12 protein-coding genes are annotated in these 15,977 nt (G+C 53.2%); 1 reads left to right on the top strand and 11 read right to left on the bottom strand.

The window, feature by feature from the left end; genetic code table 11:
• Positions 1 to 28: 28 nt before the first annotated feature.
• The 10 genes from ACESQ2_RS02590 to glmU form a co-directional block, all read right to left on the bottom strand.
• Positions 29 to 748 carry a glucosamine-6-phosphate deaminase gene (locus tag ACESQ2_RS02590; protein ID WP_224259917.1) on the bottom strand — a complete coding sequence of 240 codons (720 nt, stop codon included), beginning with the start codon at positions 746 to 748 and terminating at the stop codon, positions 29 to 31.
• A gap of 54 nt (positions 749 to 802) precedes the next feature.
• Positions 803 to 1,969 (bottom strand): alpha/beta hydrolase-fold protein, encoded by a 1,167-nt coding sequence (locus ACESQ2_RS02585; protein WP_224259918.1) that lies wholly within the window; start codon positions 1,967 to 1,969, stop codon positions 803 to 805.
• Between the two features lie 41 nt (positions 1,970 to 2,010).
• Complete coding sequence (locus ACESQ2_RS02580) at positions 2,011 to 3,657, bottom strand: carbohydrate porin (protein ID WP_046877126.1); 1,647 nt, start codon at positions 3,655 to 3,657, stop codon at positions 2,011 to 2,013.
• A 584-nt stretch (positions 3,658 to 4,241) separates the two neighbouring features.
• The gene (gene phoU / locus ACESQ2_RS02575) at positions 4,242 to 4,967 is read right to left on the bottom strand and encodes a phosphate signaling complex protein PhoU (protein WP_004107251.1); all 726 of its coding nucleotides are present in this window, start codon (positions 4,965 to 4,967) and stop codon (positions 4,242 to 4,244) included.
• Between the two features lie 49 nt (positions 4,968 to 5,016).
• Entirely contained in the window at positions 5,017 to 5,790 is a 774-nt protein-coding gene (gene pstB, locus ACESQ2_RS02570; protein WP_004855746.1) for a phosphate ABC transporter ATP-binding protein PstB, read from the bottom strand.
• 47 nt (positions 5,791 to 5,837) lie between these two features.
• Complete coding sequence (gene pstA / locus ACESQ2_RS02565; protein ID WP_004855748.1) at positions 5,838 to 6,728, bottom strand: phosphate ABC transporter permease PstA; 891 nt, start codon at positions 6,726 to 6,728, stop codon at positions 5,838 to 5,840.
• Positions 6,728 to 7,687 carry a phosphate ABC transporter permease PstC gene (pstC, locus tag ACESQ2_RS02560; protein WP_004107261.1) on the bottom strand — a complete coding sequence of 320 codons (960 nt, stop codon included), beginning with the start codon at positions 7,685 to 7,687 and terminating at the stop codon, positions 6,728 to 6,730. Before pstC ends, pstA begins: the two co-directional genes overlap by 1 nt.
• 192 nt (positions 7,688 to 7,879) lie before the next feature.
• Positions 7,880 to 8,920, bottom strand: coding sequence for a phosphate ABC transporter substrate-binding protein PstS (gene pstS, locus ACESQ2_RS02555; RefSeq protein ID WP_004127017.1), 1,041 nt, complete (start codon positions 8,918 to 8,920; stop codon positions 7,880 to 7,882).
• A 316-nt stretch (positions 8,921 to 9,236) separates the two neighbouring features.
• Complete coding sequence (gene glmS / locus ACESQ2_RS02550; RefSeq protein WP_014227346.1) at positions 9,237 to 11,066, bottom strand: glutamine--fructose-6-phosphate transaminase (isomerizing); 1,830 nt, start codon at positions 11,064 to 11,066, stop codon at positions 9,237 to 9,239.
• Between the two features lie 181 nt (positions 11,067 to 11,247).
• The gene (gene glmU, locus ACESQ2_RS02545) at positions 11,248 to 12,618 is read right to left on the bottom strand and encodes a bifunctional UDP-N-acetylglucosamine diphosphorylase/glucosamine-1-phosphate N-acetyltransferase GlmU (protein WP_032694281.1); all 1,371 of its coding nucleotides are present in this window, start codon (positions 12,616 to 12,618) and stop codon (positions 11,248 to 11,250) included.
• A 345-nt stretch (positions 12,619 to 12,963) separates the two neighbouring features.
• Here glmU and ACESQ2_RS02540 point away from each other — a divergent pair, with 345 nt between their 5' ends.
• Positions 12,964 to 15,135 (top strand): right-handed parallel beta-helix repeat-containing protein, encoded by a 2,172-nt coding sequence (locus ACESQ2_RS02540; protein ID WP_286115150.1) that lies wholly within the window; start codon positions 12,964 to 12,966, stop codon positions 15,133 to 15,135.
• A 415-nt stretch (positions 15,136 to 15,550) separates the two neighbouring features.
• On the opposite strand, the gene ACESQ2_RS02535 is transcribed toward ACESQ2_RS02540, so the two are convergent.
• Positions 15,551 to 15,970 carry a F0F1 ATP synthase subunit epsilon gene (locus ACESQ2_RS02535; RefSeq protein WP_004107274.1) on the bottom strand — a complete coding sequence of 140 codons (420 nt, stop codon included), beginning with the start codon at positions 15,968 to 15,970 and terminating at the stop codon, positions 15,551 to 15,553.
• Between the last annotated feature and the right edge of the window lie 7 nt (positions 15,971 to 15,977).

Raw genomic sequence — 15,977 nt, 5'->3', positions numbered from 1 at the left:
TGGCGCAGCGCGAGCCGCTCCTACGATATTAGCGACTCAATTCCGCAGCCGCCGCTTTATCAGCCACAATCACCAGGGAAGGATGTAATTTCAGCACCGAAGCCGGAACCCGCTCGCTGACTTCGCCTTCAATCACCTGCCTTAGCGCCTGCGCTTTTGCCGCGCCGCTGACGATCAGCAGCAGGTTTTTCGCCGCCATGACGCTTTTTGGCCCCATCGTGACGTAGCTATCCGGCACCGCGGAGAAGTCGCCGCCCATCTCGCCGTGAGCGACAAGATCCACCATATCGCCGACGATAGGGACTTCCACCGTCGCATCGTGGAAGCGCGTGGTATTCGGCAAATTACCGCAAAAATGGCCGTCAGCGCCGAGACCCATCACTATCAGATCGAGGCCCCCTTCGTCCTGTAACCGCTGGTCGTGATGCCTGAAGTTTTCATGGCTGAGCGGGTGGATATTCTCTTCAGGGATTTGCGCGGGGGTGAAAAACAGGCTGCGCAGATTGTAAATGGTCACGCCTTCACGATCCTGGCCGCGGAACGGAATCTCGTCAAAGTTGTAATAATGGACCTGAGAATAGAACGATTTACCTTTAACCGCGGCCGTCAGATGTTCATACATTTTCTTCGGCGTACTGCCTGCCGTTACCGCCAGGTTCACCCTGCGCGGCGCGGTGATGTAGCCCAGAACGTGATGGCTGGCGACCAGGCTCATCTCTGCATAATCTTCCGTCACGATTAATTTCATATTGTCTCCCTCAAGGTATTGAAGATAAGGAGCCAGCGAACTGGCTCCTTCATGTTATTTGAACAACTTCTGTACGAATTCGGCGTAGGCGGGACGCCAGACGTCCATTTCATGGTTCAGGCCCGGATACTCATGATAATCAAAGTTGATTTCCTGCTTCTCCAGCTCCGCTTTCAGCCCGGCGATATCCTTGCCGGTAACCGCGTCTTTCTCACCCACGACGACGGTAAAGTTACGCAGCTGCTTGTTGATCGCCTGTGGGTTGTGTAGCTGCGCCTCTACGCCGGCATCCGGTACCGTGGTTGTCGTTACGCCGCTGAACGTCGCCAGCCAGCCGAAGCTCTCCAGATGGTTCATTCCGGAGACCAGCGCCTGATAACCGCCCTGTGACAGCCCGGCAAGCGCCCGGCCGTCCGCGTCTTTACGCACGTTAAAGCGCGCATCAATCAGCGGAATAATATCGTTCATCAGCTCTTTATCAGCCGCTTTCGCATTCAGCGGATAGAAGGTTTTACGCCGCTCCTGCGGCGGGAAGTTTTCCGCAACCGCGTCAGGAATATCGGTTTCGGTATCCGGCACCACCACCAGCATGGGCTTAATTTTGCCTTCCGCCAGCAGGTTATCCATGATTTGCGGAATACGGCCCTGATCGATAGCCGACAGTCCGCTGTCGCCAAAACCGTGATAGAAATAGAGTACCGGCAGCGGCTCGCCGGTACCGGTATAGCCCGGCGGCGTCCACACGTAGACGCGACGCTCAGCGTTCAGCGCCTTTGAATGATAGGTCAGGGTTCGTAGCTCGCCGTGAGCGACCGCGCGATCGTCAAGAATGCTGCCGGGTACCAGGATCAGGCTGGTATTCACCTGACGCTGTGGCTTCTGATAGCGGCTACCGGTATCGACGGAACGGAATCCGTCGACATCAAAATAGTATTCGTAGAGATTGGGAGCCAGCGCATCGCTTTTCCATGTCCAGACCCCCTGCTCATCTTTGCTCATATCATGCGAGACAAAGGTATCCGGCGTTGCCCCCGTTACCACGGACACCCGTTTTGCATCCGGGGCAAACAGGCGGAAGGTGATACTCTTATCGGCGTTAACCTGCGTAATATACTGGCTGACCGGGATCGCCGCGCTCGGCGTGGCCGGAAACGGCGCGGCATGAGCGGTAAACGCCGCGCCCGCCAGCGCCAGAGCGAAGTAAATAGCATGTCGTTTCATCGTTAATCCTCTTTAGAATTTTGTCCTGACCGTTGCCAGCCTTACCACCAGATTTCAGCCTGAGCGCCAACGGCAAACTGATCGTTCTTACCATCTTCAAAAATGCTGCTGGTATTGCTGTTAGCCGCCTTATCCAGGTCGATATCCTTCGCTTTAATATAAGTCGCATAGAAACGAATTTCCGGGCGGGAGGTCAGCATACTGGTATTCACTTTAAAGGTATGGAACAGGGTAGTTTTGTAGCCGGATTCGTTATATTTCTTGCCGGTACTATCTTTGTTCTGCTGCTTGAAATAGCCCAATTCAACGCCGGTCTGATTATATTTATCCCAGATCCAGGCCGGGCGCACGACGGCGCGAAGAGACTCAAAATCGGAGTGCGCGCCGGTCTCGTAGCTGTAGACATCATTACCAAAGGAGTAAACGATGGCGTTCGCCATAATGATGTCATCACTCAAATAGGTTTCCCCCTGCGAGGTCAAGCGAACGGCGGTGCCGTTGGTATGATCGCCATAGTATCTGCCGTTGAATGTGGTATACGGGCTGGATCCCGCATAGCGCGAGAAGCTGCTGGCGATGGAGTTATTTGCCAGCAGGAAGGAAAATTCGTTAAATCCGCCGTTATCAAATTTCTGCGTTAACGACGTCCCCGCCATCCAGGTATCTTTCCATTCATAATATCCATTATTACCTTCATTATATTTCTCGGATGAACTCTGATTTGCCGCGACATACCGGCCGCTGACCATCAATGACGCCTTATCCCAAAGCGGGATCTCTTTATAACGAATATCAATAGTATTGGTGTTAATTTGCTGGCTTTTGGTCAACGTACGGTTGTAGTCATCAACGTCCTCGCGCACCAGCGCAATATCAAACTTACCCGCGCCCACCTTCCAGTTTTCAAGGCCAACGCCGGCTGCGGCATCGGTTCTTTGCGTTTTCCAGTCCAGCATCTGGATTTCAATTTTCGGCGCACCGTGCTTACCCACCCAGAAATCCGCTTCCGGCGCGAATGGCAGGAAACCTTTGGTGTTGACGTACATATCAGAGAACTGCATATAGTTCTCGCCGCCAGCGTTATCGCCAAACCAGCCGGAGGAATACTGCTGCCCGACGTTGCCGTCAAGCATCACGATCGCATCAACCCGCTTATTGCCTTCCTGATAAACCCGCTGCTTAAGTTGTAAATCAAACCAGCCCGAATATTCATTACCAAAGCGACCCAGCGAGCCAATCGCCCAGGACTTAGGTGAACCATGGGATGCGGTCCCCCAGCCGGAACGGTAATAGCCGTTATAGCTGAAGCCAATTTCATCCTTCACAAACTTGCTGAAATCCTTCATTGTCATCGAGCTGTAAATGGACTCGCCGTTAGCCGCGGGCTGTTCGTTTTTCACCAGAACCGCCGCCGGTTTTGCAGCGCCGCCGGCCGGCGCGGGCGCGCTGACAACCTGCGCGGACGCGCTCTGCTCAGGTGCGCCAGGCTGCGTACCGGCAATCCAGAGTCGATTTCTGGCCTTCTCTTCATCTTGATATTTTTTTAGTTCGCTCTGCGTATCCTTAAGCGCCTTCTCCAGAAGCTCAAGACGCTGTTCAACGGTTAGCGATTCCGCCATAGCATGGGTTGTATAAGCGAGCGGCGCCATAATAAGTATTGCCGGGGTAATCAGATTTCTTTTAAACATAAGTTCCCTTTATATAAAAATGCGTGCAACTGAGTATCGCGATAAAATGTCAACTAACGCGAAGGCGTATTTTTATTTTTCTATCGAATAAAGCTTGTTACCGAAAAGGTGTTCCCCTTAAGGAAAAAAAGAACGTTATTAAAACCAGCACTATTATTTATTCGGTTAATACCATCCTGGTTTACCCACAAACAGCCTTGCATCAAATCAAAAAAAACCTGAAGCAATCCCCCTGCAGAAAACAGAGGAGGCTTGCTTCAGGTTTTGCCCGCGCTGCGGTAACAATCCCTTTCATCGGCTGATGGCGGATTATCTGGCAAAAAAAAACCTGACATCACCAGGTTAACGGTGATGTCAGGTTTTGCCTGCTTGCGCAGTAACAATCCAGAGTTTTTATTCGAGCCTTGCCGCAACAAGTCACCCGATTAATGTACCGCATTGTTACGCTATTAAAATCAAACCACAATTGATGAAATTATTATTTGTGACGACAATCGCACCAATTTTGTTAATTAAAAACAGGAGTAAAATTAATCATAACTAATTCTGATACATCCTTTATCAGAATTAGTCTCTGTGATTTATTACTCTTTAGGATCTTTCCCGGCCAGCAGTTTATCCAGCTCGTCGCCGCCAACGTGACGGAAATCCTGACCTTTGACGAAGTAGAAAATATATTCGCAGATGTTCTGGCAACGGTCGCCGATACGCTCAATCGAGCGGGCGCAGAACAGGGCGGTCAGGACGCTTGGAATGGTGCGCGAATCTTCCATCATATAGGTCATCAGCTGGCGCACGATGCCTTCATATTCCTGGTCGACTTTCTTATCTTCGCGATAAATACGCACCGCTTCATCAAGGTCCATACGCGCAAAGGCGTCCAGCACATCATGCAGCATCTGCACGGTGTGGCGCCCCAGCGATTCCAGGCTCACCAGCAGCGGCTGATGCTGCTGGGAGAATTTTTCCAGCGCGGTGCGGCAGATTTTATCCGCGACGTCGCCGATGCGTTCCAGCTCGGCGATGGTTTTAATAATCGCCATCACCAGACGCAGGTCGCTGGCGGTCGGCTGACGCTTGGCGATGATGCGCACGCAGGCCTCATCGATCGCCACTTCCATCATATTGACCTGCTTGTCGCCGTCAATAACGCGCTTTGCCAGTTCGCTGTCCTGGTTATGCATCGCGGTGATCGCATCAGAAAGCTGCTGCTCCACCAGCCCACCCATGGTCATGACCTGGGTGCGGATGTACTCCAGTTCAGCATTGAACTGGCCGGAAATATGTTTGTTAAGATTTAGGTTATCCATAGTATCTCCTGATTGCCCAATAGGTTAGAGCCTGATAGCAGAAGGGCAATCAACCGTAGCGGCCAGTAATATAATCTTCAGTTTGCTTCTTAGCGGGCTTGGTAAACAGATCGTCCGTGTTGCTGAATTCAATCAGCTCGCCAAGATACATAAATGCCGTATGGTCGGAGCAACGCGCGGCCTGCTGCATGTTGTGGGTCACGATAACGACGGTGTAATCCTGTTTCAGTTCAGTGATCAGCTCTTCAATACGCCCGGTAGAGATCGGGTCCAGCGCCGAGCAGGGCTCATCCAGCAGCAGAACTTCCGGACGAATAGCGATACCGCGCGCGATGCACAGACGCTGCTGCTGGCCACCGGAGAGAGAATATCCGCTCTGATGCAGTTTATCTTTGGTTTCATTCCACAATGCGGCTTTGGTCAATGCCCACTGCACGCGCTCATCCATATCCGTGCGGGAAAGCTTCTCAAACAGGCGCACGCCAAAGGCGATGTTGTCATAAATCGACATCGGGAACGGCGTCGGCTTCTGGAACACCATCCCCACTTTGGCGCGCAGCAGAGCGATATCCTGGGTGTTGGTCAGAATATTATCGCCATCGAGCAGAATTTCGCCTTCCGCACGCTGCTCCGGGTACAGCTCAAACATTTTGTTGAACGTACGCAGCAGCGTGGATTTACCGCAGCCTGACGGTCCGATAAACGCCGTAACCTGGTTTTTGGTAATATCCAGGTTGATGTTTTTCAGGGCATGGAATTTTCCGTAGTAGAAATTCAGGTTACGAACTGAAAGTTTACCCGGGGTCGCATTCACCATACTCATCTCGTTCTTTTCCTCATTCGGCGCCGCGTTTCGCCGCGCCGCAAAAATTAACCGTGTTTATTCTTCGCGAAAACAACGCGCGCCAGAATGTTCAGCAGCAATACGCACAGGGTGATAATCAAGACCCCGGCCCATGCCAGTTGCTGCCACTCCGCAAAGGGACTCATGGCAAATTTGAAAATCGTCACCGGCAGGTTAGCAATCGGCTGCATCATGTCGGTGCTCCAGAACTGGTTGGAGAGCGCGGTAAACAGCAGCGGCGCCGTTTCCCCGGCGATACGGGCGATGGCCAGCAGAATACCGGTCATAATGCCCGATACCGATGCTTTCAGGGTGATCGCAGAGATCATGCGCCACTTCGGCGTACCCAACGCATATGCCGCCTCACGCAGGCTGTCCGGAACCAGCTTCAGCATGTTTTCAGTAGTACGAATAACGATAGGCACCTGCAGCAGCGCCAGCGCAATCACGCCCGCCCAGCCGGAAAAGTGCTGCATCTGCGCAACGACGATGGTGTAAACAAACAGACCGACGACAATCGACGGCGCGGAAAGCAGGATATCGTTAATAAAACGAATCACTTCGGCCAGCAAGGATTTACGGCCATATTCCGCCAGATAAATCCCCGCCAGAATCCCCAGCGGGGTACCGATAACCGTCGACCAGAGGATCAGCAATCCGCTGCCCGCCAGGGCGTTTGCCAGACCACCGCCCGCCGTATTTGGCGGCGGCGTCATTTCAGTAAACAGCGCCAGGCTCATACCATCGATGCCGCGGGTGACGGTGGACATCAGGATCCAGATCAGCCAGAACAGACCAAACGCCATGGTCGCCATCGATAGCGTCAGGGCGAGACGGTTTTTCATGCGGCGTTTTGCCTGCATTTTGCGACGGGATTCCGCCAGCTCCGCGGTGGTTTGTAATTCAATCGTCGCCATTAGCGAGCCCCCTCATTCTTAGCCAGGCGCATGATCATAAACTTCGATGCGGCCAGAACAATAAAGGTGATAACGAACAGAATCAGGCCCAGCTCCATCAATGCGGCAACGTGCAGTCCGGTTTCCGCTTCGGCAAACTCATTCGCCAGCGCGGAGGTGATGCTGTTGCCCGGCATATATAACGAAGCGCTATCAAGCTGGTAGGTGTTGCCGATAATAAAGGTCACCGCCATAGTTTCCCCCAGCGCGCGCCCCAGACCGAGCATTACCCCGCCGATCACGCCGTTTTTGGTGAAAGGCAGAACGATACGCCAGATAACTTCCCACGTTGTGCAGCCGATACCGTAGGCGGACTCTTTCATCATCACCGGCGTCTGTTCAAAGACGTCACGCATAACGGCCGCGATGTAAGGAATGATCATGATGGCCAGAATCACGCCCGCCGCCAGAATACCGATACCAAATGCCGGGCCCGCAAAGAGCGCGCCAACGAACGGAATGGTCGACAGAACGTTGCCAACCGGCTCCTGAAAATAGGTCGCAAACAGCGGGGCGAAAATAAACAGGCCCCACATGCCGTAAACGATACTGGGGATCGCGGCCAGCAGCTCAATAGCGATACCCAGCGGGCGCTTCAGCCAGGCGGGTGACAGTTCCGTCAGGAACAGCGCGATACCGAAGCTCACCGGTACGGCGATCAGCAGCGCGATAAATGAGGTGACCAGCGTCCCGTAAATGGGTACCAGGGCGCCGAAAATCTGGTTCGGCGCATCCCACTCTTTGGTCCACAGAAAGGCAAAGCCAAATTTCTCAATGCTTGGCCAGGACGAGATGATAAGGGAGACGATGATGCCGCCAAGCATCAATAGCACAATCAGCGCCGCCAGTTTTACCAGCACGCTGAAAATTATGTCACCCTTTTTCCCCGGAGGGTTAAATGCCGGCTTGGTTGCAGCCATAAGTTACTCTTCAGTTTCGGGCCAGAAAAAATCGTAGTTTACTGATCTTTCTGGCAAAGGTAATGCCATACCCTAAATAATTCGAGCTGCAGGCAGGCAGCTGGCTTGTGGATCCCCGGGAACATAGATGGGCTATGTGACCGGGGTGAACAAGCGCTGCCAACGCACCTGTAGCTCGAAGGCTGACGGGTATTAGTACAGCGCTTTACCGCTGCTGTCTTTTACGTTGGTCTTCCATGCCGCGCGAACTTGCTCAACCACGCTTTCCGGCAGGGTAGCATAGTCCAGCGCGTTGGCTTCTTTACCGCCATTTTTATACGCCCAGTCGAAGAACTTCAGCACTTCGGCGGTCTGCTCTGGCTTGTTGGAAGCCTTGTGAACCAGAATGAAGGTGGTTGAAGTGATCGGCCATGCGTTGTCGCCTTTCTGATTCGTCAGATCCTGTGCAAAGGATTTGCTCCAGTCGATTTCTTTCGCCGCGTTAGCGAAGTTATCTTCAGTCGGGCTCACCGGCTTGCCATCGGCGGACAGCAGTTTGGTGTAAGCGAGGTTGTTCTGTTTTGCGTAGGCATATTCTACGTAGCCGATAGAGCCCGGCAGACGCTGAACGAACGCGGCGATGCCGTCGTTGCCTTTACCGCCCAGACCGGTCGGCCAGTTAACGGTTGAGCCCGCGCCGATTTTAGATTTCCACTCTTCGTTCACCTTCGCCAGATAGCTGGTGAAAACGAAGGAAGTACCGGAACCATCGGCACGACGAACCACCGCGATGTTCTGAGAAGGCAGCTTCATGCCCGGGTTGAGCTTAGCAATCGCCGCGTCATCCCATTTTTTGATTTTGCCCAGGTAGATATCACCCAGCGTTTTACCGTCAAGCACCAGCTCACCGGATTTCACGCCAGGCAGGTTAATTGCCAGCACTACGCCGCCGATAACGGTCGGGAACTGGAACAGACCTTCCTGAGCCAGCTTGTCATCAGCAAGAGGGGCATCAGAAGCACCGAAGTCTACGGTGTTGGCCGTAATTTGTTTTACGCCGCCAGAGGAGCCGATACCCTGGTAATTGACTTTATTACCCGTTTCCTTGTTATAGGTATCTGCCCATTTGGCATACACCGGCGCGGGGAAAGTTGCACCTGCGCCAGTCAGGCTTGCTGCTGCAAAAACAGAGAAAGCGCTCATCGATAAGGTCGCGGCGACAACTGTTGCGACGGTGGTACGCATAACGTTCATAATGTCTCCTGCTGGATTCGTAAACCATTGTTTCGAAGCTATGGTGAGCAAAATAGGACAAACAGGTGACAGTAAAATGTACGAATTATTACAGTTTTATGACAAGCAAAAAGACGGGAATTTACGTTAAATAAAAATAATACAAATCATATTGTTACTATGGTTAATGATAGAAAGATTAGCGGAAAATTTTATTTTTATGACAGCGCAAAAGCGTCTCAAAAATGACAGGCTGTCATAAAGCGGGTGGGATCTCGCTGTTCGCCGCAAATAAAAAGGGCCGCCGGACGGCAGCCCTTTCAGCGCTGTAAAATCGTTATTCCACGGTAACTGATTTCGCCAGGTTACGCGGCTGGTCAACGTCAGTCCCTTTGATCAGCGCGACGTGATACGCCAGCAGCTGCAGCGGTACGGTATAGAAGATTGGCGCGATCGCCTCTTCAACATGCGGCATCTCAATGATGTGCATATTGTCGCTGCCGGTGAAACCCGCATCGCCGTCAGCAAAAACGTACAGCTGGCCGCCGCGAGCGCGAACCTCTTCAATGTTGGATTTCAATTTTTCCAGCAGTTCGTTGTTCGGCGCGACCACCACCACCGGCATTTCAGCGTCAATCAGCGCCAGCGGACCATGCTTCAGCTCGCCGGCAGCATAGGCTTCCGCATGAATATAGGAGATCTCTTTCAGCTTCAGCGCCCCTTCCAGGGCAATGGGATACTGATCGCCGCGGCCAAGGAACAGCGCGTGGTGTTTGTCAGAGAAGTTCTCAGCCAGCGCCTCAATACGCTTGTCCTGCGAAAGCACCTGCTCAATGCGGCTCGGCAGCGCCTGCAGGCCATGCACGATATCATGTTCAATAGACGCATCCTGGCCTTTGAGTCGCGCCAGTTTCGCCACCAGCATCAGCAGAACGGTCAGCTGCGTCGTGAAGGCTTTAGTCGAGGCGACGCCGATTTCCGTCCCGGCGTTGGTCATCATCGCCAGATCGGACTCACGCACCAGGGATGATCCAGGCACGTTACAAATCGCCAGCGACCCCAGATAGCCCAACTCTTTCGACAGGCGCAGGCCGGCGAGGGTGTCCGCCGTCTCGCCGGATTGAGAGAGGGTGATCATCAGGCTGTTGCGACGCACGGCCGATTTGCGATAGCGGAACTCGGAGGCGATTTCAACATCGCACGGCACCCCTGCCAGCGACTCAAACCAGTAGCGGGACACCATACCTGAGTTGTAGGAGGTGCCGCAGGCGATGATCTGAATATGCTCGACCTTAGACAGCAGCTCGTTAGCCTGCGGGCCCAGCTCGCTTAAATCAACCTCGCCGTGGCTAATGCGCCCGGAGAGGGTATTTTTGATGGCGTTCGGCTGCTCGTAGATCTCTTTCTGCATATAGTGACGATAGATACCTTTATCGCCCGCGTCGTACTGCAGACTGGATTCAATATCCGGGCGCTGCACTTCGGCGCCGGATTTGTCAAAGAGAGTCACGGAACGGCGGGTGACTTCCGCAATATCGCCCTCTTCGAGGAAGATAAAGCGGCGGGTAACCGGCAGCAGCGCCAGCTGATCGGAGGCAATGAAGTTTTCCCCCATCCCCAGGCCAATCACCAGCGGGCTTCCTGAACGAGCGGCCAGCAGCGTACCCGGATCGCGGGAATCCATGATCACGGTGCCATAAGCGCCGCGCAGCTGCGGGATAGTCCGCAGAACCGCATCACGCAGAGTACCGCCCTGTTCCAGCTCCCAGTGAACCAGGTGCGCAATAACCTCCGTGTCAGTCTCGGAGGCGAAAACGTAGCCCCTCGACTGCAACAGCTCGCGCAGCGGCTCATGGTTTTCGATAATCCCGTTATGCACCACCACAATATGGTCAGAAACATGCGGATGCGCGTTACCTTCAGACGGTTCGCCGTGCGTCGCCCAGCGGGTATGGGCAATCCCGGTACCGCCGTGCAACGGATGTTCTTCCAGCGCCTGGGCCAGCATCTGTACTTTCCCGAGGCGGCGAACGCGGTTCATATGACCTTCGTTATCGACGACGGCCAGACCGGCGGAGTCATAACCGCGGTATTCCAGACGACGTAAACCTTCGAGAAGGATTTCAGCAATATCACGCTGCGCGACTGCGCCAACAATTCCACACATAGTTTTTAATTCCGATTTTGGCTGTATGCCATACGTTGTCGGTCAACCTGTTTACCCGTATTTTCGGGCGCCCCGAGCCTTGTAGAGAGTGGGGTTATTTTTATGGGTACTGCCGTGGGGGGAGGATTATTTTATCCCCTCACCCCGCTCTTTCCCCGAAAAGGGCGAAAGAGAAATCGCGTTACTTTTTCTTCACCGGGCGCTGCCAGCCCTGTTTATGAACCTGCGGCACGCGGCTTAACACTAATTCATTATCGGCAACGTTACGCGTTACCGTTGTTCCTGCGGCAATGGTGACCCCCTTGCCGACGGTCACCGGAGCGACCAGCTGGCTGTCTGAGCCAACAAACACGTCATCGCCGATCACCGTTTTATGCTTATTTGCGCCATCATAGTTACAGGTGATGGTGCCCGCGCCGATATTCACGTTATCGCCTATCTCGGCGTCTCCGAGATAGGAGAGATGCCCGGCCTTCGTGCCTTTACCCAGACGCGCCTTTTTAATTTCAACAAAGTTGCCGACGTGCGCGCCTTCGAGAAGCTCAGCGCCTGGGCGCAGCCGCGCGAACGGCCCAATGGTACAGGCGGCTGCCAGATGAGCATCCTCTACCACGGTATAGGGGCTGATCTCGCAATCATCACCAATGGTGCTGTTCTTGATGACGCAGCCGGTGCCAATCTTTACCCGATCCCCCAGCACCACGTCACCTTCGAAGATAACGTTAGTATCAATTTCGACATCGCGCCCGTGTTTCAGCACGCCGCGCAGATCAAAACGCGCCGGATCGCGCAGCATAACGCCCGCGAGCAGCAGTTCTTCAGCCTTTTCAGACTGCCAGACGCGCTCAAGACGGGAGAGCTGCAGGCGGTTATTCACGCCTTCCACTTCGCTTAGACGCTGAGGATGAACAGCGGCAATTTCACGACCTTCTTCATAGGCCATGGCGATAATATCGGTGATGTAGTATTCACCCTGAACGTTGTTGTTGGTGAGCTTAGCCAGCCAGCGTTTAAGATCCGCGCCATTGGCGACCAGAATCCCGGTATTAATTTCCTGAATCCGGCGCTGCTCGTCGCTGGCGTCTTTATGCTCGACAATGCCCGTCACCGCGCCGTTATCGCGCGTAATGCGGCCGTAGCCGGTCGGATCGTCAAGCTTCACCGTCAACAGACCGATGCCGCCCTGCGGTTTCGCTTCCCGCAGACGCTTCAATGTTTCGACGGAAATGAGCGGCACATCGCCGTACAGCATCAGGATATCTTCATCATCGCTGAAGAACGGCGCCGCCTGCTGCATAGCGTGGCCGGTACCTAGCTGTTCGGCCTGCAGGACCCAGTTGAGGTTATCTTCGTGCAGCGTCTGGCGAAGCAGATCGCCGCCGTGCCCGTACACCAGATGTACGGCGGAAGCGCCTAATTCTTTAGCTGCATCAATAACATGCTGCACCATTGGCTTCCCGGCCAGCGAATGCAACACCTTAGGAAGATCGGAATACATGCGGGTACCTTTGCCAGCGGCAAGAATAACCACGCTCATCGGACTGTTTGACATACGCATCCTGACTGCTGTTGGAACGAAAAGTAAAAGCCTTTCACGTTGAAATATCTACATATTTTTCATCATGAAACGAGACGAAGATAAAACGCACAAGCGTAACGCTATACACCATTTTAGGTGGGTATTTTTAGTCAGCGCAAACCCGTTTAGCGCAAAAAAAGCATTTTAATGAGTGGCAATGCCGGCTATCCCTCTGCTTTTGCTGTTTTTTTGGCGGGTAAATAAAGAAAACCCATAAAATAAAACACAGTTTTAATATTCATTAATTGTGACATGATAAATAGAAACGCCATTTCATTTCCCTGATAATGCCGGTTAATAATTACCCAGGAGAAAAGAATGAATAACAAAATACCTTTGGCATTAACCCTTTGCAGTACGATGATCGCGCTACCGCTGCAGGCCAACGAAGGTCATCAGTGGCGGGCAATCGCCTTTGGGCAATCTACCGACAGCAATTTTTCCTCGAATGTTCTGCCGGAAAAAATTGGCGTCAACGATGTCACCATCGCCGGAAAAAAACTGACGCCGCAGGACGTCGCCGACCTCAGCCAGCCCATTACCATCGAGAGCCGGGGAGGTAAAATAGCCAATTCTCACGACGGACTGACCTTCTTTTACACCCGGCTACCGACCAGCCAGAATTTTATCCTGCAGGCTACGGTGACCGTCAATCAGTTTGGCCCGGAAAATGGCGCGCGTCCTGCGGCACAGGAAGGTGCGGGACTGCTGGTCCGCGATGTAATAGGAGTTCCGCGTCAACAGCCGCTGAAGGTCGGCTACGAAGAATTTCCGGCGGCATCCAATATGGTGATGAACGCCATTATGACGCAGGATAAAAAAGATGGCTCACATATCAAATTGCAGGCTATCAGCCGGGAAGGGATAACCCAACCGTGGGGCAATGCGGGCGCATCAATAAAACGTCAGAGCTATAAAGAGAAAATCGATATCCAGCAAACGCCGACGTTCCAGCTCAGACTGGAACGCACCAACGACGGGTTTATTACCTCATGGGCAGCAACGGGCAGTAATGAATGGGTAAGCCAGCAGGTTCCGCACGCCGATCTGGTTGCCCGGCAGGATAAAGAACATTACTACGTCGGCTTCTTCGCCTCACGTAATGCAAAAATCACCGTCAGCAACGCCTCGCTCACCACCTCAGCGGCACATACGGTTCCCTCCGCGCCGTATGTCGCTAAAGGCTGGCCGCCGGTTATGCAAATTGCTTCGGGAACAGTAAGCCAGAGCAAAACTTACATCCTACAGGCGCGCACCAACAGCGATGGGCGCATCACCGTTCGTCAGGATGAAGTGGTGATCGGGCAGGATAAAACCGTGAAGGCCGGGGAAATGTTTACCCAGCCTGCCGTACTGAAAGATAAAAGCACGTTCGAAATCCGCTTCACTCCGGCCACCGGCGCGGAAACGCTGACCCAGACGCTGACGGTTGAACAGAGCCCCCAAGTGACAGGCAATACGCTCTACGCCGCGCCAGAGGGACAACCTCAGGCAAAAGGAACGGCGGACTCGCCGCTGGATTTCGCCTCCGCTATCAAACTCGTCCCGCCCGGCGGGCAAATTGTATTAGCCGCCGGAGATTACCCGCAAACGGCCATTCCTGTCAGCGCCAGCGGCCTGAAGGACAAAATCAAAACGCTAAAAGCCGACGGAAAAGCGGTGATTCACGGGCTGCTGCTGGATGCCAGCTACTGGCATATCGATGGGATTGAGATCACGGACAAGAGCCTGCGCGTACAGGGCAGCCATAACCTGATCGAGAATGTCACCGCGTATCGTAACGATGATACCGGCATTCAAATTTCCTCTCCGGCGGATGTTGGACGCCCGCTGTGGGCCAGCTTTAACCGGGTAGTGAATTCTGAATCCTTTAGTAACGAGGATCCGGGCAAAATTAACGCCGACGGCTTCGCGGTGAAAATGCGCGTAGGAGAGGGTAACCGGCTGGAGGGCTGTTACTCGCACGATAATATCGACGACGGTTTCGACCTGTTTAATAAAATTGAGGACGGTGCAAACGGCGTTGTGGTGATCGAGAACTCTATTGCCCGCAATAATACCAGTAACGGGTTTAAGCTCGGTGGGGAAGGGCAGCCGGTCGCCCACGAGGTACGTAACAGCATCGCCATCGATAACCATCTGGACGGTTTTACCGACAACTTTAACCCCGGCAAGCTGGTGGTGGTTAACAACGTCGCGGTAGATAACCAGCGCTTTAACTACCTGTTCCGCCCGAGTCCGTACGGTGCGCCGGAAACGCAGGGCACCTTCAGCGAGAACCTTTCCCTGCGCAGCCAGCCTGGGAAATATGACGATGCCGTTGTCGGGAATATTGATGATAGCAACTATTTTATCCACGGCGGCAGAAGCATCAACGCCCAGGGAAAACGCATTAACAGCGCCGATTATCAGACGCTGGCGCTGCCGGACCCGCTGACGCGTGAGGCCGACGGCAGCTTCAACACCGGTAACTTCCTCAGCCGCGACTAACCCGCTATGCGTGAAAAACATAAAGGTCGCCCTGGGGCGACCTTTTCACTTTCTGTCTGCTTCACACCGCATGTGTTGTCGTTTTAGTTAGCGGTACAGCGCAAAAACAGTCTGGAAAGTTGACTTCTTAGTGGTTGAACGTACCGAAGGTTACGTTCATAGCACTGAAGAAAGCGACGATTTTATTAAGCAGTTTCATGATCTCTTCCTGGATAGCGATTACGTTTTGATGGATTCTTTTTTTGTGACTCACATCACAAAAACAAGTCTACGCTTCATCTTTTAAACGATCAACAAAAATGAGACATACATCACAAAATTTTTAAACCCGCTTTTTAGTTTTGTTTTTTCTGAAACGAAGCCATAAAAAAAGCCAGCCTGGAAACCAGACTGGCTTTTAGCGTTCAAGCCGGTGTTACATCGCTTTTTTGGTCAACTCGATAACGCGCAGTTTAGCGATCGCTTTGGCCAGTTCCGCAGACGCCTGAGCGTAGTCCACGTCACCATGAGAGCTCTTAATGTGCTCTTCAGCCTTACGTTTCGCTTCCAGGGCTCGCGCTTCGTCGAGATCCTGGCCACGAATTGCCGTATCAGCCAGAACGGTCGTGCTACCCGGCTGCACTTCAAGAATGCCGCCTGACAGGTAGATAAATTCTTCGTGACCGTGCTGCTTAACGATGCGAATCATACCAGGCTTAATGGCGGTGAGCAGCGGCGCGTGCCCCGGGTAAATACCCAGTTCACCTTCGCTACCCGTTACCTGGATTTTCTCGACCAGACCAGAGAACATTTGTTTCTCTGCGCTGACGACGTCCAGGTGGTAAGTCATTGCCATATCACCC

It is taken from the genome of Klebsiella sp. Q11 (assembly GCF_964241505.1).
Classification (GTDB): Bacteria; Pseudomonadota; Gammaproteobacteria; order Enterobacterales; family Enterobacteriaceae; genus Klebsiella; species Klebsiella michiganensis.
This window is presented reverse-complemented; position numbering and strand designations above follow the sequence as displayed.

What these genes read in the sequence shown, in the direction of transcription:
- ACESQ2_RS02590 (WP_224259917.1), bottom strand. Translation starts at nt 748, where the DNA reads ATGAAATTAATCGTGACGGAAGATTATGCAGAGATGAGCCTGGTCGCC.
- ACESQ2_RS02585 (WP_224259918.1), bottom strand. Translation starts at nt 1,969, where the DNA reads ATGAAACGACATGCTATTTACTTCGCTCTGGCGCTGGCGGGCGCGGCG.
- ACESQ2_RS02580 (WP_046877126.1), bottom strand. Translation starts at nt 3,657, where the DNA reads ATGTTTAAAAGAAATCTGATTACCCCGGCAATACTTATTATGGCGCCG.
- phoU (WP_004107251.1), bottom strand. Translation starts at nt 4,967, where the DNA reads ATGGATAACCTAAATCTTAACAAACATATTTCCGGCCAGTTCAATGCT.
- pstB (WP_004855746.1), bottom strand. Translation starts at nt 5,790, where the DNA reads ATGAGTATGGTGAATGCGACCCCGGGTAAACTTTCAGTTCGTAACCTG.
- pstA (WP_004855748.1), bottom strand. Translation starts at nt 6,728, where the DNA reads ATGGCGACGATTGAATTACAAACCACCGCGGAGCTGGCGGAATCCCGT.
- pstC (WP_004107261.1), bottom strand. Translation starts at nt 7,687, where the DNA reads ATGGCTGCAACCAAGCCGGCATTTAACCCTCCGGGGAAAAAGGGTGAC.
- pstS (WP_004127017.1), bottom strand. Translation starts at nt 8,920, where the DNA reads ATGAACGTTATGCGTACCACCGTCGCAACAGTTGTCGCCGCGACCTTA.
- glmS (WP_014227346.1), bottom strand. Translation starts at nt 11,066, where the DNA reads ATGTGTGGAATTGTTGGCGCAGTCGCGCAGCGTGATATTGCTGAAATC.
- glmU (WP_032694281.1), bottom strand. Translation starts at nt 12,618, where the DNA reads ATGTCAAACAGTCCGATGAGCGTGGTTATTCTTGCCGCTGGCAAAGGT.
- ACESQ2_RS02540 (WP_286115150.1), top strand. Translation starts at nt 12,964, where the DNA reads ATGAATAACAAAATACCTTTGGCATTAACCCTTTGCAGTACGATGATC.
- ACESQ2_RS02535 (WP_004107274.1), bottom strand. Translation starts at nt 15,970, where the DNA reads ATGGCAATGACTTACCACCTGGACGTCGTCAGCGCAGAGAAACAAATG.